This window comes from Leptotrichia sp. oral taxon 498 (assembly GCF_002240055.1).
Classification (GTDB): Bacteria; Fusobacteriota; Fusobacteriia; order Fusobacteriales; family Leptotrichiaceae; genus Leptotrichia; species Leptotrichia rugosa.
Map to the genome: position 1 here is coordinate 253,528 of NZ_CP016753.1, position 19,323 is coordinate 272,850.

Genomic DNA, 19,323 nt, shown 5'->3' on the forward strand with positions numbered 1-19,323 from the left:
ATTTGTTTGACAACTTTTTTAAAAGGAGTGAGATGGTTATGAAAAGAAAAAATTTATTGAAAATATTGGGATTATTGATCTTAGTAGGAAATGTTGCAAATGCTGAATATTCTGGGAAATTTGAGAAAACTTATTCTAAAAATTCAGATTATAAAATGAAAATTACGAGTGTTAAAAGTGGAAAAAGTAAGAGAAATGTTTCAAAAATATTAAGTAATCAAGAAATTGATTTGAAACTTATTGAAAAAATTGGGGATTCAAATTATTTTAGAAATAAAAATGGGATTTATTATAAAAGTGGAGAAAAAGTTTTGAAATTGGATGGAGTTGATAAAGATAGTTTTGAAGTTATGAAATTTGGAAATTATGGGAAAGATAAGAATAGTGTTTTTTATCATAATAGAAAATTGGATGGTGTTAAACCAATTGGATTTGAGGAACTGGATGAAAGATTTGCGACATATGAAGGTGTTCTTTTTAATAATGGAAAAAAAGTTGAGGGAGTGAGAAGAATTGAGAGTGGCGATATGGATATGAATGGTCTTGAGAGAATTAGAGTTTCTGATCATTGGGATCTAGGGTACTCAAATTATTTCAAAAATAAAGATGGAATTTATTATGCAGGGGAAAGTAAATTTCTTAAATTGAACGGTGCAGATAAAGATAGCTTTAGTGTGACTTTTAAAGGAAAATATGGAAAAGATAAAAACAGTGTCTATTATCAAGATAAAAAAATGGACGGTGTAAAACCAAGTGAATTTATAGAGTTAAATGATATTTTTGCAAAAGATCGAAATAATATTTATATTGATGGGAAAAAACTTGAGAATTTTGAGGCAAGAGATTTTTTGATTTTGGATGAAAAGAGATTCGAGTATAAAAATAAGAAATATTATTATGATAAAAAAAGTAAAACTGTTAAAGAAGATAAATAAATTGAAAAAATTTTTTAAAGTTATCAGACAGAACTAATATTATTTTTTTTAAAGGATCTTGAATAAATTTACCATTTTAAATAGAAAAAAATTTAAAAATGACAAGGAGTAAAATATGAAAAGAAAAAGTTTACTAAAAATATTGGTTTTATTTATTTTAGCTGGAACTATTGCAAATGCTGAGTATTCGAAAAAGGATGGAGAAGTTTATTATGAAATGCCATATCTTGAAATTAAATTGAAAGTGAAAGGTGCGGATGCGAAAACTTTTGAAAATTTGGGAGAAGATAAGATGAAAATTATCGGCTATTTTGGGAAAGATAGCAAAAATGTTTATTTTCTTGGGAAAAAATTAAAAGATGTTTCAACTAAAAAATTTGAAATTTTGGATGAAAAGTATGTGAAAGATTACAAAAATTTGTATAATCTTAAAACTGATTCACTTTCTTTTTTCTCAATTGATGAAATAACACCGAAAAAAGTATCGATTGATGGACTTGATGTGAAAAGTTTTAAAGTTTTAGAAAATAAAAAAGCTTCTCTTACAGACTATTATACGGATAAAAATAGCGTTTATTTTCATAAAGATGATTTGAGAAAAATAACTGGAGCGGATAAAAATTCTTTTGAAATTTTGGAGGAGTATATTGCCAGAGATAAAAATAATGTTTATTCTAAAGGGGAAAAGCTAGGAAATATAGATATTAAAAGCTTTAAATATTTTGAAGATGGGCTAGCAAAAGATAAGAACAGAGTTTTTTATATTGAGGATAATAAAGATATTACAGGAGTAGATGCGAAAACTTTTGAAAGAATGGGAGAAAGTTATTATTTTAGAGATAAAAATAATATCTTTGGTTTAAAGGATTATAATCCTTATGATTTGGAAATGTTGAAAAATATTGATAGAAATAGTTTTAATACTTTGAGTAAGGAAATTGGGAAGGATAGAAATGGAGTTTATTATTTTGGAGAAAAAATAGATGGAATTTCTTCGAATAATGCTAAAGTTGTTGAAGCGTTGGGAAATAGCGACTATATTCTTCAAAGTGGCAATGACCATTATTTGATGACTGTAAATGAAAAGGATTCAGATAATAATGAAAGATTTGAAACAAAGAAAATAGATAGCTTGGATATTGATTTTGATACATTTAAATATTTTGAGATGTCTAATTTGTATAAAGATAAAAATAGTTTTTATTATCATTCAGATAGTGACTTGAAAAAAATTAAAAGCGATATTGATGTGAAAAGTGCCGAAAAAGTGCTGAAATTAAATGATTTTATAAAGGATAAAAATAACCTTTATTATTATTCTAACGGGAAAATTGAGAAGATTAATTTGAGAATAGATGTAAATAATTTGGAATACTTGGATGATGGAAATTCTAACTTTAGTAATTATTTGAGAGATGGGAAAAATGTTTACTTTGTGGATAATGAGTATGGAAAAGTAAAAATTGTGAAAAATGTTGATAGAAATACATTTAAAGTTGTAAACGGAAATTATGGAGTGGATAGTAAAAATGTTTATTCTTTTGGAGAAAAATTGGATTTTATAGGACTAGATGGGCTTAAAATCTTTAATGAGATTTATTTGAAAGATAAGAAAAATGTTTATGAAATTTCTGTAAATGATAATGACAAAGTGAAAGTAGAACCAATTAAAAATCTTAATATTGATGTGGCAACTTTTGAAGATATTTTTGGTGGATTAAATTACAAAGATAAAAATTCCGTTTATTATGTTGATGAAAATAATGGAAAAGTTTCTTTGAAAACATTAAAAGGAGCAGATCCGGCTACATTTGAGTTTGGAATTATTTCAAAAGATAAAAATAGTGTTTTTATTGGAAATCAAAAGTTGAAAGGTGTCAGTTCTAAAGGGTTTGAAGTATTAAATGATAGTTTAGATTTTGTAAAAGATTATAAGAATGTTTACTATTTGGATAGAGAAAGTGATGGAATTACTTATAAAGTGGAAGTTTTAGATACAAAAGGAGTTGACATTCCGAGTTTTGAATTTTTGGGGAATTCTTACAACAAGTATTACAGAGATAAGAATAACGTATATTTTTTGAATGATAGAGATGACAAAATGAAACTTGAAAAATTGGCTGGTGCGAATCCGAAAACATTTGAAATTATGGATGGTAATTTTGCAAGAGATGATAAAAATCTTTACATTTTTGAGTACAAAGTGGATGGAGTTGATCCAAAGACATTTGAAGCATTGAACTATGAAATGATAAAAGATAAAAATGGAGTGTATTTTTTGGAAAATATTTCAGAAGAAAATGAAAATTCAGAAATAAAAACTAAAAAGTTGAACTTAAAAGGATTGGATTTGAGAAGTTTTAAAAAAGTTAATGATAGCGATTATTATTTTAAAGATAAAAATAGTATTTACTACGAGGATTCTGGAAATTTACATAAAATAGAAAATGCTGACTTGAGAACATTCAAAGACTTGGATTATAATTTTGCGAAAGATAAAAATAATATTTATTATAAAAATAAAAAATTGGATGGAATCGATGCTGCAAGTTTTGAAAAAATAGAATTTAATTTTATAAAAGATAAAAACAGACTTTATAAAATCGACGAAGATGAAGAAAAAAATGAAATAAAATTAATTCCAATCAATGAAAAAGTCAATCTTGAAAATTTTAAAGAAATAGGCGGAAATTATTATAAAGACGATAAAAATCTCTATTATTTTGGAGAAAATGAGTTTAAGAAAATAGAAAGAGCAGATCCAAATTCATTTAAATATGACAATGAAAATTATACTTTTATTGCAAAAGATAAAAACAATGTTTATTTTGAAGGAGAAAAAGTGAAAGGAATAGATGTTAAGAGTGCCGAAGGAATAGACGGATTTTGGATGAAAGATAAAAATAGTGTGTTTTATCGAGGGAAGAAATTGGAGAAAATCAGTTCAAATAACTTTAACTATTTTGACGGTGGAATTTCGTATGATAAAATTTTGGTTGACAAAAATGGAGCTTACAAATTGCTGGAAAATGAAAATCAAAAAGACAAAATAATTCCACTTGATAGCAAAAACATTGATTTAAAAACTCTTGAAAGATTTGATACACCAATGGACGGTTCAAATTATTTCAAAGATAAAAACGGAGTTTATTTCTTGAACGGAGAAAAATTTGTGAAAATAAATGGAGCGGATAGAGATAGTTTTGATGTAACAATGAGTGGAAAATATGGGAAAGATAAGAATAATGTTTATTTTGAAGGAAAGAAAATGGAAGGGAAAAATCCGATTGAATTTGAGGAGATTGATATTAATGATTAGTAAAAATGAAAGGAAAGGGTATTCGATATGAAAAACAACAAAAAAACAAAACTGCCAATTGGAGTTTCCAATTTTAAAGACATTATTGAAAAAAATTACTATTATTTTGATAAAACAAAATTTATAGAAAATATTTTAGAAGATGGCTCTCAGGTGAAATTGTTTACTCGTCCTAGACGATTTGGAAAAACATTGAATATGTCGATGCTGAGATACTTTTTTGATGTTAAGAATAAAGATGAGAACAGGAGATTGTTTGAAGGGTTGAATATTTCTAAAAGTGATTATTTTGACATGCAGGGAAATTTTCCTGTGATTTCGATTTCATTTAGAAATTATGATGAAGAAAACTGGGAAAATGGATTCAAGGCTATCAAAGGAATTGTAAAAAGGTTATATTCAGATTATAAATTTTTAATTGAAAAAATGGATGAGATTGAAATTGAAGAATTTAATTCTGTGCGAAGAGGATTAGATTCGGTAGAATGGGAGGCTTCTTTACTCAATCTGTCAAAATATTTGTATGAATATTATGGAAAAAAGGTGATTGTGTTGATTGATGAATATGATCAGCCTATAATAAATTCGTATATAAAAGGGAATTATGAAAAAGCCATAAGTTTTTTTAAAAGTTTTTATGGATTAGTTTTAAAAGATAACGAATATCTTGAAATGGGAGTTATGACTGGAATTTTAAGGGTTGCAAAGGAAAATATTTTTTCTGGATTGAATAATTTAGAAGTTCACACAATTTTAGATGATGAATTTACAGAATATTTTGGGATTATGGAAGATGAAGTGGAGAAAGCGCTTGAAGATTTTGGTTTGGAGTATGAATTGAAGGATGTCCAAAAATGGTATAATGGATATTTATTTGGAAATAGGAAGGTTTATAATCCGTGGTCTATTATCAATTTTTTAAAAAATGGAAAATTGAAACCTTATTGGGTAAATACAAGTGGAAATGCTCTTATTAAATTATATTTGAAAAAGCTAAGAGACAGTATTTTTGATGATTTCACAAAACTTTTGAATAAAAAAAGTATCTTAAAGATAATTAATGATAATATGACTTTTGGTAATTTAAAAGCTAATTTTGAAAAAAATATTTGGAATTTATTTTTTCATAGCGGTTACTTGACTTTGGCAGAAAAATACAATGAAAATGATGTTTATTTGAAAATACCAAATGAAGAGATATTGAAAATGTTTTCGGAAATGTTTATAGAAGTATACTTTGACGATTATGAAAAATTTTTGTATATGTCAGATGCTTTAAGAAAAGGAGATATTTCAAATTTTTTAGGTTATTTTTGATTACAAGATGTTATTTTAATTTAGTATAGTTTTTTATTTTTTTACATAAGGGGAAAGGACCGCCATTTCCCCTTATAATCCCCACGCTCGTCTAAGCATTTTTTTGAAGCAAAGCCGAAACTCGCACTAAACGTGCTCAAACAGTCGTCTTTACTCCAAAAAAATCACGACACCTTTTGTATAACAGTAGAATTTAAACCGTCGGAGCATTTTTATGTGCTGACAAAACTGTCTGAGCACAATCAGTGCGAGTTTTTTGGCAGTGCATAAAAATGACGAAGACTAGCCGGGGTGCAGGGGTGCGGCGATGAGCACTTCTGCTTAAAAAAGAAAAAATTATTTTAGTAACTTTCTGGATTGAATGAAAAACTTAAAATAAGATTTTTTATTTATCCCTAACTATTTTACTCTGTCTGATACTTTATATATTATTGCTTTTCATAAAAAAATGTTGTATAATTAACTTAAGAAATGAAATAAAAAAACTTATATTCATTGTTAAAAAAGGCCAATTTAAAGAGAGTTTCAAAACTCTCTTTATTTATAAGGAAATTAAATTCATATTTTTTAGGCATTTACTGATATATTTGATAATTTTAAAAGAGGCGTCAGCCTCTTTTACTCTTCTTTTGCCAAATAAATATATAAATGTCTACGACAAAATATCCAACCTAGTTGGATTAATAAAATATTAATAGTATTTTTTGAGGGGCGGATATCTGTAATGATAAAATTCCCATACAATCATTTTAACCTTGCATGCTGGATAGTAAAAAGGATTCATCCCGAAAGTCTTGTACATCTGCCTTTGATAAAATGAATATCTTGACACAACAATGTTTTTCCTGAAAGCATCAATTGTCTTTTTAAGCCTGTCAGAAATATGCCTTGAATAAAATCCGTAGCGGTTTACCATCTTAAAGTTCTTAGGGGGCAGATGAATTAAATATGGGAAATAAATTTCTCAGAAGACATAGTAATGTAAGTTTTCTTTTTATCATTAGCCAGGTCATTAAAAAATAAAGTAAACTCTTTATCAGTAATGTCAGTAATCTTGTATTCAGCAATGGGAGAACGTGCAAGGTATCGTCCAAGATATTTGATAATACCTTTTGTGCTGTTAATATCACCATTGCCAACATTAAAGAAAAACCTTTTGTTTTCCTTGTAAAGCTTTGTAGGAGTATTTTTAGCGGCTTTTTCAATCTTCTTGCTGGGATAGCTGTCGTTTTCAATAATTTTAAGGACGTGGTATTTCCATTGCCCAGCAATAGTGTCAACGTTGAAGTATCTCATTTTCTTGAACTTAAGATTTTTATTGAAACCTCCTAATGAAACAATGGCATGAATCATTTCAGATCTCTGCCAAAAGTATGAATGACAGAAATGAGACCGTAATGTACAATATCGGAATCAGTAAAGTAATATCTGGAATGTTCAGAAATTTTGTTTTTTCTTTTCCTACTGATATTGTGAAAGATGAACTTGAATACCTGGTTAACAGTGGCAGAAAGTTTTAACAGAAAGGATCTGTCATAAAAGAAGAACTTTCTACATTCTTGAGGGATAGTAAAAAGGACATGGCGGTGTTCAATATTGAGAATATGTTTTTGAATCTTTTCAGTCCATGTCATAGAATACCTGTAACCGCAAGAAGGACAGAGCTTAGACTTGCAAGTAATAGGGAACAGGTGTGTAACAGGACAGTGAGGACATTTGAACTTGACAAAACCTTTTGAAATATCCCTGCAGGCAAGAAATTTATCAATAGAAAGCTTAATATATTCAAGGGACTGTTGCCGATATTATTTTTCTTGCAAAATTTTAAGGAATTTAGTAAAATATTGTTGTTACTGAAAATATATTTCAGTTTATCTTGTATAATGTATGTCATGAATATATTATACAAAAAAATCAGCCGAATTTCTATTCGGCTTTTTTTACAGTTATCTGATGAGAATTTTTTCTAATCAAAGAAAAACTGTACTAAAAAATTAGAGAATCTTATTTCTCTTAAAACTTAATTAACGGCTAATTCATGAAGTTTCATACCTTCACGTTTCTGTACTTTTTTATGAACATATTTTCTTAAATTATATCCAATAGCAAATAGTAAAACTTCAACTTTAGTTTTAGATCTTTCACGGTATTTAAAGCGTTTAAAGTTCATGTTCTGTTTTAACACTCCAAATGCCCCTTCTACCTGAATACTTATGTTCACTCTAAGCATTATTCCTTTTTCTGTTGCTATATTTTCCTGTGACTGTTTTCTAAATCTTAAAAAATTATCTGATACATAAAGTTTTTTGTTATGAGATGTATTTTTACATTTTAATGCAAAAGGACATCCCTCACAATTGTTACATTCATATACTTTCTTTTCTGATATGTATCCACTTCTATTTTTTTGTTTTAAAGTATATTTGAATTCAAGTTTCTGATTATTTGCACATGTGTATGTATCAGTTTCCTCATTAAATGACATATTTTCCGCCTTAGAAATATCCTGTTTAAATTTTCGGGTTTTCTGCTTTTCATAATTTTGTGGCTTTATATATGGAGTATAATTATTATTAAAAAGATATTCATAGTTCTCTTCACTTTCATATCCTGCATCTGCAACAATATTTCTAAATTTTAAGTTTTTACTTTCCAATACTGACAAAAATGGAATAAGCGTTCTTACATCTGTAGGATTGGGAAACAAATCCAGACCCACGATATATTCAGAATTTACACCTATCTGTAAATTATATGCCGGTTTCAGCTGACCGTTTTTCATGTAGTCTTCCTTCATTCTCATAAACATTGCATCCTTATCTGTTTTAGAGTAACTGTTTCTATTACCACAAATTTTAAGATGCATACTATACTCACTTTCCTTTGCTATGTAGGAAGTTACAGTTTCATAATCTCTCTGCTGTTGAGTTTTACGGACTCCCTTTCCATAAACAAATTCAATATTCTTATCTAAGATTTCTTTTTCCAGATGCTTTTCTATTTCATAGATATCGTTAAATTCAGTATTGTTATTTTCATTAAATGAATGCCAGAAATCATTTACCTTAATTTTTAATTTTTCATAAAATTTGTTAACCGCCTTCTTCCATACAAATGTATATTTATTTGCATTGGCTTCAATTTTCGTACCGTCAATAAATACATTTTCCAAATCAATTTCATTTAATTCGATTAATTTATTTATCAGCTGATAGAACAGATCTTCAATTTCTATTTTACAGCTGGAAATAAATCTGGCAACTGTGTTATGATCAGGAGCAGAGCTTCCCCTTAAGATCCACATGTAATTAATATTTTCCCTACAATTTTTCTCTATAGCTCTAGTAGTACTGACACTGTCAAACATGGCATATGCAATGATAAAAAACATTTTATCAGCTTCAATTTTATGCTTACATCCTTTATTTTTAGAGTATGCTTGCATTAAATATCTATAGTCTAATCCCTCCAATAATTTGCTAATTACTCTAACAGGCGATGATTCAGAGATATTCACTCCAATATCCATAGGCAAAAACAATTGATAATTTGGAAAAAATGTAGTAGAATTAGTTGAATGGTTATTGTTTTTTGTCATAATTCAATTATACCATTTTGCCGAGATTTTATCTCGGTTTTTTCTTTTTTCAGAAAAAAAGAAGCTGAATTCAAAATTTTAACCATTTTGAGACAGCCCCTAATGTTACTACCTTGAAAGGAAGGTGAGTTGATGAAAAGGATAACCAAAATAGATGCCTCGGTCACTGCGGAAGTGAAAAAGACTAGAGCAGCGGCATACTGCAGAGTATCCACGGCCAGTGATGAACAGCTGATAAGCCTTGAGGCACAAAAGACAAATTATGAAAGCTATATCCGGTCAAATGACGATTGGGAGTATGCAGGCTTGTATTATGACGAAGGAATCACTGGTACCAAGGCAGAAGTCAGAGACGGGCTGCAGGCTCTTCTTAGGGACTGCGAAGATGGGAAGATTGACCTCATTATTACAAAATCCATCAGCCGTTTTTCAAGAAATACTACAGACTGTTTGGAGATGGTCAGAAAGCTTGTGGAAATGGGAGTGTTCATATTTTTCGAGAAGGAGAATATCAACACGGGATCAATGGAAAGTGAATTAATGCTTTCCATTCTCAGCAGTCTTGCCGAAAGCGAATCGGTATCGATTTTGGAAAACTCCAAGTGGAGCATCCGAAGAAGATACCGGAACGGAACATTTATTATTTCCTATCCGCCTTATGGATACGCAAATATAGAGGGTGAGATGAGAATTGTTCCGGAAGAAGCAGAAGTGGTAAAACGAATATTTGCTGAATGCCTGGCAGGGACGGGAACCTACACCATAGCAAAGAGGCTGAATGAGAATCATATCCCAACTAAAAAGAACGGCAAGTGGCATGGCGGAACCGTAAACGGAATTCTGACAAATGAAAAGTATACCGGCGATGTTTTATTCCAAAAGACCTATACGGATGACGGCTTTAACCGACACACGAATTATGGCGAGGTTGACCAGTTCTTTTGTGAAACTCATCATGAAGCCATTATCAGCCATGAGGATTTTGAAAGGTGCAGGAGGTACTTGCTCAAAGAGTTGCAGAAAAAGGCAACGGCATCAATATATCAAGGTATCAGAACCGTTATACATTTTCAGGAAAGATTATATGTGGAGAATGTGGTACGACCTTTAAGCGAAGAACCCATTATAAGCCAAGCGGAGATTATATTGCCTGGACTTGCGGACAACATATCGAAAACAGGCATGCCTGCACAATGCTTTATGTTGAAGAATCGGCAATCAAAAGTGCCTTTACAACAATGATAAATAAGCTGGTGTTTGGTCATCAAAGAATGCTGAAGCCGATGCTTTCATCACTGAAAGGTACGGACGACAGAGACAGACTGATACAAATTCAAAGAATCGAGCAGGCAATTGAAGACAGTGCTCTAAGAAAGCAGACCTTGGTAAGCCTTGCATCACAGGGAATTTTGGAGCCTGCTGTTTACACCGAAGAGTGTACGGCACTGGCGCTTCAGCAAGAACGGCTGTTGGCAGAGAAAAAGACTCTGGTATCCGATATTGGCGGAGACAGAGAGAAACTGCATGAACTGGAAAAGCTGATGAAGTTTACAGGAAAAGGACAGATGATGGAACAGTTTGATGATGAGACATTTAACAGTTTTGCAGAAAAAATAGTAATTGCAGACAGAGAGACAGCCGTTATTCATCTGAAATGCGGATTAAAACTGAAGGAAAGGCTGGTGAGATAAATGAGACATATTCCATATGGGTACGATATCATAGATGGAAAGGCAGTTATCAATGAAGAAGCGGCTGAACAGGTCAGAACCTTTTTTCAGCATTATTTGAATGGAGTGGCACTTACCAAGGCGGCAGAACTTGTTGGGATGACGCTGTTTCATGGAAGTGCAGGCAGAATGCTTAGAAATAAGCACTACCTGGGCGATGATTATTATCCGCAGATTATTGATAAGGAAACCTTTGATAAGGCAGAGAAACTCAGACAAGAGAAAGCTGCAGGACTTGGAAGAATCAGAGAACTAAAGACAGCAGAAGAGAAAATGCCTGACAAGGCGTTTATATTCAGACCTGCTGAAACAAAATATTCTGATCCATTCAGACAGGCAGAATATGTGTATGGATTGATTGAAAGTGAGGCGCAGACAGATGGCACAAACTAGAACTGTTACAATGATTCCTGCAAGAAGACGAGTGGGAAATACGGTGCGAGAAGAGGAAAGACCAAAGCTTAGAGTTGCTGCTTACTGCCGTGTTTCTACGGACAGTGACGAGCAGGCTACAAGCTATGAAACACAGGTGGAGCATTACATCAGTTATATTAAGAAGAATCCCGAATGGGAATTTGCGGGAATATTTTCTGATGACGGTATCAGCGGCATCTACACCAAGAAACGAGAAGGCTTCAATAAAATGATTGATGAGTGTATGGATGGAAAAATCGATATGATCATCACAAAATCGATCAGCCGATTTGCAAGAAACACTCTGGACTGCCTTAAATTCATAAGACAGTTAAAGGAAAAGAACATTCCCGTATTTTTTGAGAAGGAAAATATCAATACGATGGATGCAAGGGAGAGGTACTGCTTACCATCATGGCTTCTCTGGCACAGCAGGAAAGCCAGAGCTTATCACAGAATGTGCAGTACCGATACCAGAACGGGCAGATGAGCATTAATCATAATCGATTCCTTGGTTTTACGAAAGATGAAGATGGGCATTTGATTGTAAAGCCGGATGAGGCGGAAGTGGTAAAAAGAATTTACAGATAGTATCTGGAAGGGGCAAGCCTCCAGCAGATAGCAAAGGGGCTGGAAACTGACGGCATTCTAACAGGAGCCGGCAAGAAAAAGTGGAGACCGGAAACCTTGCACAAGATTCTGCGAAACGAAAAATATATCGGAGATGCCCTTCTTCAGAAAACCTATACGGTGGATTTTTTGAATAAAAAGCGAGTTCAGAACAAAGGAATTGTGCCGCAGTACTATGTGGAAAACAGTCATGAAGCCATTATTCCAAGGGATATCTTCATGAGAGTGCAGGAAGAAATGGTACGAAGGGCAAACCTTCACAGTGGAGAAAAGCGAAAGAAGAGAGTGTACAGCAGCAAGTATGCACTTTCCAGCATCGTGTGCTGCTCCAAGTGCGGAGACATTTATCGCAGAATAACAGAGGAAAGCGTTCCACAGTGTGGAGATGCTGCACCAGAGTTGATTTTGGCCCCGGCAAGTGCGATGCACCAACTATCAGCGAAGCAGAACTCCAAGATGCAGCTGTCAAGGCAATCAATAAGGCACTTAGTGGCAGAGAAGATATGATGAAAGGTTTGCAGGAGAACATCGAGAAAATATTGTCTGAGGGTTCTGATACGGCAGTTTAGGAAATCGACAGTCGATTATTGGAACTGCAGAAGGAACTGCTCAAGAAAGCCAATGCAAGGCAGAACTACGATGCTCTTGCTGATGAGATTGAAGCCTTGCGAGAACAGAAACATACAGTTATGGTAGAAAGTGCAGAACGGGAAGGCATAAAGAAGCGAGTAGCTGAGATGCAACAGTTTCTTGCGGAACAGAAAACGGAAATCACGGAATATGATGAAAGTCTGGTCAGACAGCTAATCGAGAAGATAACCGTGTATGAGGATCAATTCGAGGTGATGTTCAAGTCCCATACGACTGTGGAGATAAAAAGAATATTTTGATGGATACCCTATGGCATTGCTGTGGGGTATTTTTTATGACTTGACATTATTGTCCGGCAGAGTGATTTATATAGACGCAAAAAATCCGTTCTGGCGACACCAGAACGGATGAAAATGCAAAGTGTATATTTTACGCAGAGTGTTTTACTCTATGAAAAACAAGCCATTTCCTTCGATATTACAGGGAAATGGCTCTAAATTTGACGATTTATTTGACGGCTAATAAAATCAGAAAGCATATTCATGTTTTTCTGCTTCAGCTCCATTGACGGGTGGACATATCGGTTTAATGTTATGTTTACAGATGCGTGTCCTAAAATTTCACTCAGACTCTTAATGTCAAATCCAAGTTCTATGCACCTCGTGGCAAATGTATGCCTGAGTGCATGGAAGTTCGCCGGGGCAATTCCTGTTTTCTTAATCATAGATTTGAACCTGTTTTGCATGGTTCGTGGCTCCACATATAGAGTTGTCTTTCCGGTAAGGAAATAGGTATTAGGTGCATTTTGGCGTTCCTGAAGCATAAGCAGGAGCTTAATGGGAACATCTCTAACGGAGTACGCACTCTTAGGCGCAGAGATGATGATTTCTGATTTATGATCCGAGTTGCTTTTCACTTGAATTCTCTGCATTGTTTTATGAACGTGGATACAATTATCTCGAAAAGATATATCTTCCCATTTCAACGCACATACTTCTCCAACACGGAGCCCTGTATAAAGACTTAGAAATATCCCAATACCTGTGTTGCTTGATTCTTTTAACAAATATTCTGTTAACAAGGATTGTTCGGCTTGACTGAGTATCCTCATCTGCTTTTGTGGCTGCTTGACATTTAAGCCGTTGAAACTGATAAGTGTGCATTGTTTTGTCTCTGCTGTGAACTCAAATATATTTTTCATAACAGAAATAATGCTGTTAACGGTCTTAGGGGCAAGACCAGCATTATTTCTTCCACTACTCGTCAGCAATTTCGATATGTAAGATTGGATATCTGTCCTTGCAATATTTGTAATATTTCTCTGTCCAAATTCCGGAAGCAGATGATTGTTAAGGATATTTATATATTTTGCAGTGCTGGATTCCTTCCACTGCGATTTATTTGCTTGTATCCATTCATCGGATGCTCTGGAAAATGAACAAATTAATAACTCTGAAGCTATAACAGGTACTGCAGAGGTGTTTGATGCAAGGCGAGTCTTAGCGTCCGTTAGCTTAATTTTTACTTCCTTATATGAGCGAGCAAATACATATCCATATTTTGCTTTGCCATTGATTCGATCTCGAATATATCGTCCTTCCCATCTGCCGTCTTTTCGCTTGTAAATATTTTCGCCTTTTCTCGGCATAATATCACTCCTTTCATGACTCTATTATTGACGGCTAATATAGCAGTTTATACAAACTAACTGACATATTTTTGTAGTACACGACAAATTTCTGCACAATGAACTTGCGACATATTGACAAATAATACGATAAGTTGTATAATTTCAATAGTTATTCGTTGAATTGGTGCTAAAAAACGCTTCATAGAGTAAAACACTCTACGAATAAAGAATCATGATAAGGAATTACTTTAAAGCTGGCATCATAAATTTTATCTATGGAGGGAATATGAAAGCATTTGAGATGGAAGCAAAAAAAGAATTATGTTGTATTCAGCTAGTCAATGATTTGCCTGTACTACGTGCTCGTCTTGGTGTTTCACAAGAAGAAGTTGCAGAAAAAATAGGTGTTTCAAGACAAACTTATAATTCATATGAATCAAAGAAGGGAAAAATTCCATGGAATATATGCATAGCATTAGTTTCTTATTTTGTTAGTAACAGTAAGACTCTTGAAATGATAAAAGGCAATACGTACACTTTGGAACTCATGGAAGAAATCTTTAACTCAAACTTCCCACACCAATAAGGTGCGAATCCCATTTTGGGTATAGGAAGTCTTAGTCTTTAAATAAAAAGGAAGAGGGAAAAAATTATGTTTGAACTAATAGCAGCCATTATACTTATTTATCTTGCATACTTACTGATTGTAAAAGTGTTGATACCAGTTGGTGCTGTTGTAGGTGGAATCGCTTTGGTTATAGTTGCAGGAGTAGCTGTAATTGTTGGCTTTTTCACAGCATTTGCAAACTATATTAAGGCTGTGCGAGAAAATATTAATTTTAGAAATTGGGAATGGGAAAAGGATGATGAACCGGCAAAACGCAGCTATTTTTTTGGACCTGGATATGCTCAATTAACAGGAACCATTAAAAAAGCTTTTGAACTAAATGCACTATCAGGAGAAAAAGTTAGTACAATTGCAAAAGGGTTTAAGGGCGATAGCGATGGAATATGGGGAGGAATTAAATCAATATATGGTGTTATATATCTGATTATTGCTGATATATGTATTTATGTTATTGGTTCTTTATTATGTGCTGTATTCGGAATTATTCATGGAGCTATTACATCGGTAATAATGATATTAACTTATATTATTTTTATAATCGTATGGATAATTGACAGATTGTATTTGCTTAAAAATGAGATTAGATCAGACTGTCCAGTTTGTCATAGTAGATTCTTGATCCCTACATTCATGTGTCCTGAATGTGGAGCAATGCACAAGAAACTTGTTCCAGGACCATATGGAATATGGAAGCACAAGTGTACTTGTGGACATAAAATTCCATCAACTTTTCTTAGTGGTAGATCAAAACTTGATGCGTATTGTCCAGATTGTGGATCTCCTTTAGTTGCGTCAGATGCAAGACAGCTTGTCTTTCAGTTGATTGGTGGAAGTAAATCAGGAAAAACAGTATTTCTGTCAGCGTATTTCCATGAATATTTAGAAAAATTAAGAAAGAATCGAAATTTAGAGATTGAAATTTCAGACCAGTATCAGCCATTTTTTGCTGAATTAGAAGAATGGTATAGCGGTGTCGAGTGTCCTGCTACAGCGCAGCTTAATTCGCAAATGTACCCGCTGCTAATTAATAGTTCATTGGGAATAAAGCGTCAGTTTTCTATTTATGATATTGCGGGAGAAATGTTTGATGGATTTACGGCAGAAAGTGAAATCCTTCAGCAACAATTTCATTATTGCAATGGCCTTTTATTCTTAATTGATCCTTTCAGTAGTGGAAATCTTCGTGAGGATAGAATCAACTCTGGTGAAGACATGTCGGACTTTAGTGATATGCCGGTTGAGGATGTGGTAACGAATTTTATAAATTATCTTGTTACTATAGGACATAAGAAAGCAAATGCGAGATGTACAATACCTATGGCAGTACTAATAGCAAAGGCTGATGTGAGAGAAATTAAAAGGGTAATTGGCCCTGCTAAAATTTCGAGTGTGTTCAAGAATAATCAAAATGGATATACAAGTTATGATGAGGCTCGTGATGGTGAATGCAGAAAGTTTTTGATGGATATCGGTTTGTCTGCAACAGTAGAAAATCTAGAGACGGAGTTTTCAAATTTGCATTATTTCCCTGTAAGTGCTATGGGACATGCACCAGATGGAAGTGAATATGAACCGTGGGGTGTCACAGATGCAATTGATTGGATGTTGCCGTTAGCAGATAAGGAGTTGGCGGATCTGATTATGTAAACTAATATGATAAACGAATAGGAAGGAGATAAATATGGCATTAGATAATAAGCTAAAGTCAGAAATGACAGGTAGTGGAACTTGTTCGAGTCAGAACAGTACAGCACCGGTTCCAAATTTCCAAAATACTCAATCTGAATCTGAACCATCTGTACAGGGTACACGGATAGATGATGGGAAAGTTTCTCCGAAGGCGGTGCCGAAACCACAGCCAACAGTTCATCAGGAGTCTCATGACTCCACGGAAATGCTTTTAATATCTATTGAAAAGCAACTAAAGTCATTAAATCAAAGTGTGGCAGATTTAGAGCAAGAAGTTAGTTCTTGTAAGAATCCGGATTATAGAGTTGTATTTTCTAAAATTGATTCCGCAAGAAGTAGCATTGAGAAAATGATTTTGGGGATTAGTGAAAATCAAAATACTTCAAATGATAGCTGTTTAGTAGAAAAAATTGCAAAATTTGAAGAAATACTCATTGCGGTAACTGAAAAGCAAGATAAAAATGATAGACAGCTAGCACAGACATTAAGGGAAAATGCGAACTTCCAAATCCAGGTACGCCAAGGAATGCAAAAGGATCTCGATGTACTGAAAGAACAACAAAGCGGAGAACAATTTAATCCAATTTTAAAAGAAATTGCTTCAATGTATGTTGAGTATCAAACTTTACTTGAGGATGAAACTATCTCAGATTTATCTAAGAAAAATCTCAAAGCATTGTTTGAACAGATGGAAGATTTACTCATAGATTATGATGCAGAAATAACTCGTAGTGAGGTGGGAGACACTCGACAAACAAGAAGCACAAAGATTATTGAGAAGGTTTCTACTGCTGATCAGGAGAAGCACAATACTATAGCAACAAGCAGAAAACCGGGCGTTTTGAGAGGCAGAACAGTTTTATATCCTGAATTTGTAGATGTCTACGTATATGATCCTACTATTATTCAAGAGGAAATATTTGATCAAGCTTCAACAGATCTGGATAATAATCTGGAAGAGGGGCTAGCAGGGAATATCATTACGGAAACTGTTGTTAGTGAAGCCCCATTAGAAAGTGCTAGTGATTGCGATGCTGTTGATGTAAATGAAGAGGCCACTTTAGAGAATTGGATAGATAAAGAAATTCTTGAGGAAGACGAAGAAAAACACATAGATAAGGAGAATTGATATGAGCACATATGGTATTGATTTAGGAACAACTTACTCTTGTATTGCAACTTTAGATCGTAATGGTAATCCTGAAGTTGTTAGAAATCAAGCGGATGCAAGTGATACTTTGGCATCAGCAGTATTTTTTGAAAGTGCAGACAATGTTGTTATTGGTAATAGTGCCAAAGATATGGTTGAAACAGATGGAGAAAGAGTTGTCCAGTTTGTAAAACGCGAAATTGGAAAACCTAATGCACGCACTTATGAATTTGATGGAAAAACATACACTCCAGTCGAGATTAGTGCACTTATTCTTGGCCGTTTGAAGCAGATGGTTGAAGAGCAGGGTGGTTCCGTAGATGATGTTGTTATTACCTGTCCTGCGTATTTTGGTCTTGAAGAGCGTAATGCAACAAAAGAGGCAGGCAAACTTGCGGGTATGAATGTTCGAAATTTAATTAACGAGCCTACAGCAGCGGCACTTAGCTATTGTGCTCGTCAATTCCAAGAAGAAAAAACTATTTTAGTTTATGACCTTGGTGGTGGTACATTCGATGTTACTATTGTAAAAATGTCACTAGTAATGAATAGCGATGGAAACGAGGTTCAGATGGTTACTGTTATTACAACAGGTGGCAATGATGAACTTGGTGGTAAAGATTGGGATGATAAGCTTTTCGATCACATTCTTCAGGCTTGCTGTGACGAAAATGGCCTCACACCAGACGAAATTGATGTTGAAACTCGTCAGCTGATTAGAAGTCGTGTAGAAATTACCAAGAAGAAGCTTAGTAATGCTGAGACAGCAAAAGTAAAGATAAATGTCAATGGTGCGATGACCACAATTAATATTACCCGTGAAGAGTTTGAAAATCTTACTTCGGATAAAGTGGCTCAAACTATGACATACGTTGAAGACACTCTGCAGAAAGCTGGAAATATTGAAATCGATACGGTGTTACTTGTGGGAGGTTCTACATTTATGCCGATGATTCGTAATGCAGTAGAAGCAAGATTTCCTGGAAAAGTGCAGATTGAGGATCCGGATAGAGCAGTTGCAAAGGGAGCTGCAATTTGTGCAAGTATGTTAGTTGAAGAAGCAGAAGCACCTTCGCCGGAACCTGTTGACCCGGAACCTCAGCCATCGCACGGAAGTGGTCTTTCTAAGAGATTTGTTGTTGTAGATCAGACTCCTCGTTCTTTCGGTCCTGGTGTATTAAATGAAGTTGGTGATTATATTATTGATAATATAATTAAAATGGGAGAAATTATACCAGCAACAGCTGTGAAAACTTACTACACAGCGGCTGATAATATGGAGAAGATTGTTCTTCGTGCTTTTGAGAATATGTCACAGGACGAAATCCTTACACCTTGTGTGAATAACATGGGTGAACCACAGCAGACCGATCCGGCACATAACGTAAAGCTTCTGGGCGAACTTGAGATGCTTTTACCTCCTAACACAAAAAAGGGATCTCCTATAGAAGTTACTTTCCAGATAGATGCAGTTGGTGTATATGTAAAGGCTGTAAATCTTTCTACCGGTGAAATTGTGGAGACTACACTTAGAATGGAATCTGATGTTGATGCAGAAACAAGTGCAGTTAATCAGGTGAGTATTTCTGCCGAATAAAACATTCTTAGTTAAATAAATGAAAATGCGCTATGCGTCTGTGGCGCATAGCGTATTTTTCGTTGAAAAGGATTTTTTTCTAATTAGCAATATGT

The 19,323-nt window shown here is 33.7% G+C and carries 16 protein-coding genes and 3 pseudogenes; 14 read left to right on the forward strand and 5 right to left on the reverse strand.

Annotated elements, in window-relative coordinates; all coding sequences use genetic code 11:
• The first annotated feature begins 38 nt into the window (after positions 1 to 38).
• From BCB68_RS01125 to BCB68_RS01135, 3 genes and pseudogenes are all read left to right on the forward strand, one after another.
• Positions 39 to 935, forward strand: a complete 897-nt coding sequence (locus BCB68_RS01125) for a DKNYY domain-containing protein (RefSeq protein ID WP_157697333.1) — start codon at positions 39 to 41, stop codon at positions 933 to 935.
• A 115-nt stretch (positions 936 to 1,050) separates the two neighbouring features.
• Positions 1,051 to 4,254: a DKNYY domain-containing protein gene (locus BCB68_RS01130; RefSeq protein ID WP_094079161.1), complete on the forward strand. Its 3,204-nt coding sequence runs from the start codon at positions 1,051 to 1,053 to the stop codon at positions 4,252 to 4,254.
• A gap of 27 nt (positions 4,255 to 4,281) precedes the next feature.
• Positions 4,282 to 5,556: pseudogene (locus BCB68_RS01135) on the forward strand (AAA family ATPase); the annotation flags it as partial.
• Positions 5,557 to 6,513: 957 nt separating this feature from the next.
• Here BCB68_RS01135 and BCB68_RS01140 read toward each other — a convergent pair.
• The 3 genes from BCB68_RS01140 to BCB68_RS01150 form a co-directional block, all read right to left on the reverse strand.
• The gene (locus tag BCB68_RS01140; RefSeq protein WP_172826453.1) at positions 6,514 to 6,924 is read right to left on the reverse strand and encodes a transposase; all 411 of its coding nucleotides are present in this window, start codon (positions 6,922 to 6,924) and stop codon (positions 6,514 to 6,516) included.
• Positions 6,921 to 7,352, reverse strand: a complete 432-nt coding sequence (locus tag BCB68_RS11010) for a transposase zinc-binding domain-containing protein (RefSeq protein WP_172826476.1) — start codon at positions 7,350 to 7,352, stop codon at positions 6,921 to 6,923. Before BCB68_RS11010 ends, BCB68_RS01140 begins: the two co-directional genes overlap by 4 nt.
• Before the next feature lie 239 nt (positions 7,353 to 7,591).
• Positions 7,592 to 9,169 (reverse strand): IS1182 family transposase, encoded by a 1,578-nt coding sequence (locus tag BCB68_RS01150; RefSeq protein WP_094079162.1) that lies wholly within the window; start codon positions 9,167 to 9,169, stop codon positions 7,592 to 7,594.
• A 132-nt stretch (positions 9,170 to 9,301) separates the two neighbouring features.
• On the opposite strand from BCB68_RS01150, the pseudogene BCB68_RS01155 reads away from it, so the two are divergent.
• The 7 genes and pseudogenes from BCB68_RS01155 to BCB68_RS10780 all read left to right on the forward strand — a co-directional run.
• Positions 9,302 to 10,111 (forward strand): annotated as a pseudogene (locus BCB68_RS01155) (recombinase family protein); the annotation flags it as partial.
• A 47-nt stretch (positions 10,112 to 10,158) separates the two neighbouring features.
• Positions 10,159 to 10,353: pseudogene (locus BCB68_RS11015) on the forward strand (zinc ribbon domain-containing protein); the annotation flags it as partial.
• A 9-nt stretch (positions 10,354 to 10,362) separates the two neighbouring features.
• On the forward strand, positions 10,363 to 10,860 hold the full coding sequence (locus BCB68_RS10680) for a hypothetical protein (RefSeq protein WP_216639370.1): 498 nt from the start codon (positions 10,363 to 10,365) through the stop codon (positions 10,858 to 10,860).
• Positions 10,861 to 11,292, forward strand: coding sequence for a recombinase (locus tag BCB68_RS01160; protein WP_094079163.1), 432 nt, complete (start codon positions 10,861 to 10,863; stop codon positions 11,290 to 11,292).
• Complete coding sequence (locus BCB68_RS10770) at positions 11,279 to 11,803, forward strand: recombinase family protein (RefSeq protein ID WP_237048663.1); 525 nt, start codon at positions 11,279 to 11,281, stop codon at positions 11,801 to 11,803. Before BCB68_RS01160 ends, BCB68_RS10770 begins: the two co-directional genes overlap by 14 nt.
• A 155-nt stretch (positions 11,804 to 11,958) precedes the next feature.
• Complete coding sequence (locus tag BCB68_RS11020; RefSeq protein ID WP_237048717.1) at positions 11,959 to 12,450, forward strand: recombinase family protein; 492 nt, start codon at positions 11,959 to 11,961, stop codon at positions 12,448 to 12,450.
• An 80-nt stretch (positions 12,451 to 12,530) separates the two neighbouring features.
• A complete protein-coding gene (locus BCB68_RS10780) occupies positions 12,531 to 12,833 on the forward strand; it encodes a hypothetical protein (RefSeq protein ID WP_237048664.1) in 303 nt (100 codons plus the stop codon).
• A gap of 194 nt (positions 12,834 to 13,027) precedes the next feature.
• On the opposite strand, the gene BCB68_RS01170 is transcribed toward BCB68_RS10780, so the two are convergent.
• The gene (locus tag BCB68_RS01170; RefSeq protein WP_094079164.1) at positions 13,028 to 14,182 is read right to left on the reverse strand and encodes a tyrosine-type recombinase/integrase; all 1,155 of its coding nucleotides are present in this window, start codon (positions 14,180 to 14,182) and stop codon (positions 13,028 to 13,030) included.
• A 56-nt stretch (positions 14,183 to 14,238) separates the two neighbouring features.
• Positions 14,239 to 14,367, reverse strand: coding sequence for a hypothetical protein (locus tag BCB68_RS10955; protein WP_257789799.1), 129 nt, complete (start codon positions 14,365 to 14,367; stop codon positions 14,239 to 14,241).
• 83 nt (positions 14,368 to 14,450) lie between these two features.
• Between BCB68_RS10955 and BCB68_RS01175 the strand changes: the two genes are divergently transcribed.
• The 4 genes from BCB68_RS01175 to BCB68_RS01190 all read left to right on the forward strand — a co-directional run bounded on the left by BCB68_RS01175 (position 14,451) and on the right by BCB68_RS01190 (position 19,228).
• Entirely contained in the window at positions 14,451 to 14,750 is a 300-nt protein-coding gene (locus BCB68_RS01175) for a helix-turn-helix transcriptional regulator (protein ID WP_157697334.1), read from the forward strand.
• Between the two features lie 66 nt (positions 14,751 to 14,816).
• Entirely contained in the window at positions 14,817 to 16,439 is a 1,623-nt protein-coding gene (locus tag BCB68_RS01180; protein ID WP_094079166.1) for a hypothetical protein, read from the forward strand.
• Positions 16,440 to 16,473: 34 nt separating this feature from the next.
• Positions 16,474 to 17,610 carry a hypothetical protein gene (locus tag BCB68_RS01185; protein ID WP_094079167.1) on the forward strand — a complete coding sequence of 379 codons (1,137 nt, stop codon included), beginning with the start codon at positions 16,474 to 16,476 and terminating at the stop codon, positions 17,608 to 17,610.
• Position 17,611: 1 nt separating this feature from the next.
• Complete coding sequence (locus BCB68_RS01190; protein WP_094079168.1) at positions 17,612 to 19,228, forward strand: Hsp70 family protein; 1,617 nt, start codon at positions 17,612 to 17,614, stop codon at positions 19,226 to 19,228.
• The last annotated feature ends 95 nt before the right edge of the window (positions 19,229 to 19,323 follow it).

What these genes read in the sequence shown, in the direction of transcription:
- BCB68_RS01125 (WP_157697333.1), top strand. Translation starts at nt 39, where the DNA reads ATGAAAAGAAAAAATTTATTGAAAATATTGGGATTATTGATCTTAGTA.
- BCB68_RS01130 (WP_094079161.1), top strand. Translation starts at nt 1,051, where the DNA reads ATGAAAAGAAAAAGTTTACTAAAAATATTGGTTTTATTTATTTTAGCT.
- BCB68_RS01140 (WP_172826453.1), bottom strand. Translation starts at nt 6,924, where the DNA reads ATGATTCATGCCATTGTTTCATTAGGAGGTTTCAATAAAAATCTTAAG.
- BCB68_RS01150 (WP_094079162.1), bottom strand. Translation starts at nt 9,169, where the DNA reads ATGACAAAAAACAATAACCATTCAACTAATTCTACTACATTTTTTCCA.
- BCB68_RS10680 (WP_216639370.1), top strand. Translation starts at nt 10,363, where the DNA reads ATGCTTTATGTTGAAGAATCGGCAATCAAAAGTGCCTTTACAACAATG.
- BCB68_RS01160 (WP_094079163.1), top strand. Translation starts at nt 10,861, where the DNA reads ATGAGACATATTCCATATGGGTACGATATCATAGATGGAAAGGCAGTT.
- BCB68_RS10770 (WP_237048663.1), top strand. Translation starts at nt 11,279, where the DNA reads ATGGCACAAACTAGAACTGTTACAATGATTCCTGCAAGAAGACGAGTG.
- BCB68_RS01170 (WP_094079164.1), bottom strand. Translation starts at nt 14,182, where the DNA reads ATGCCGAGAAAAGGCGAAAATATTTACAAGCGAAAAGACGGCAGATGG.
- BCB68_RS10955 (WP_257789799.1), bottom strand. Translation starts at nt 14,367, where the DNA reads ATGAAGCGTTTTTTAGCACCAATTCAACGAATAACTATTGAAATTATA.
- BCB68_RS01175 (WP_157697334.1), top strand. Translation starts at nt 14,451, where the DNA reads ATGAAAGCATTTGAGATGGAAGCAAAAAAAGAATTATGTTGTATTCAG.
- BCB68_RS01180 (WP_094079166.1), top strand. Translation starts at nt 14,817, where the DNA reads ATGTTTGAACTAATAGCAGCCATTATACTTATTTATCTTGCATACTTA.
- BCB68_RS01185 (WP_094079167.1), top strand. Translation starts at nt 16,474, where the DNA reads ATGGCATTAGATAATAAGCTAAAGTCAGAAATGACAGGTAGTGGAACT.
- BCB68_RS01190 (WP_094079168.1), top strand. Translation starts at nt 17,612, where the DNA reads ATGAGCACATATGGTATTGATTTAGGAACAACTTACTCTTGTATTGCA.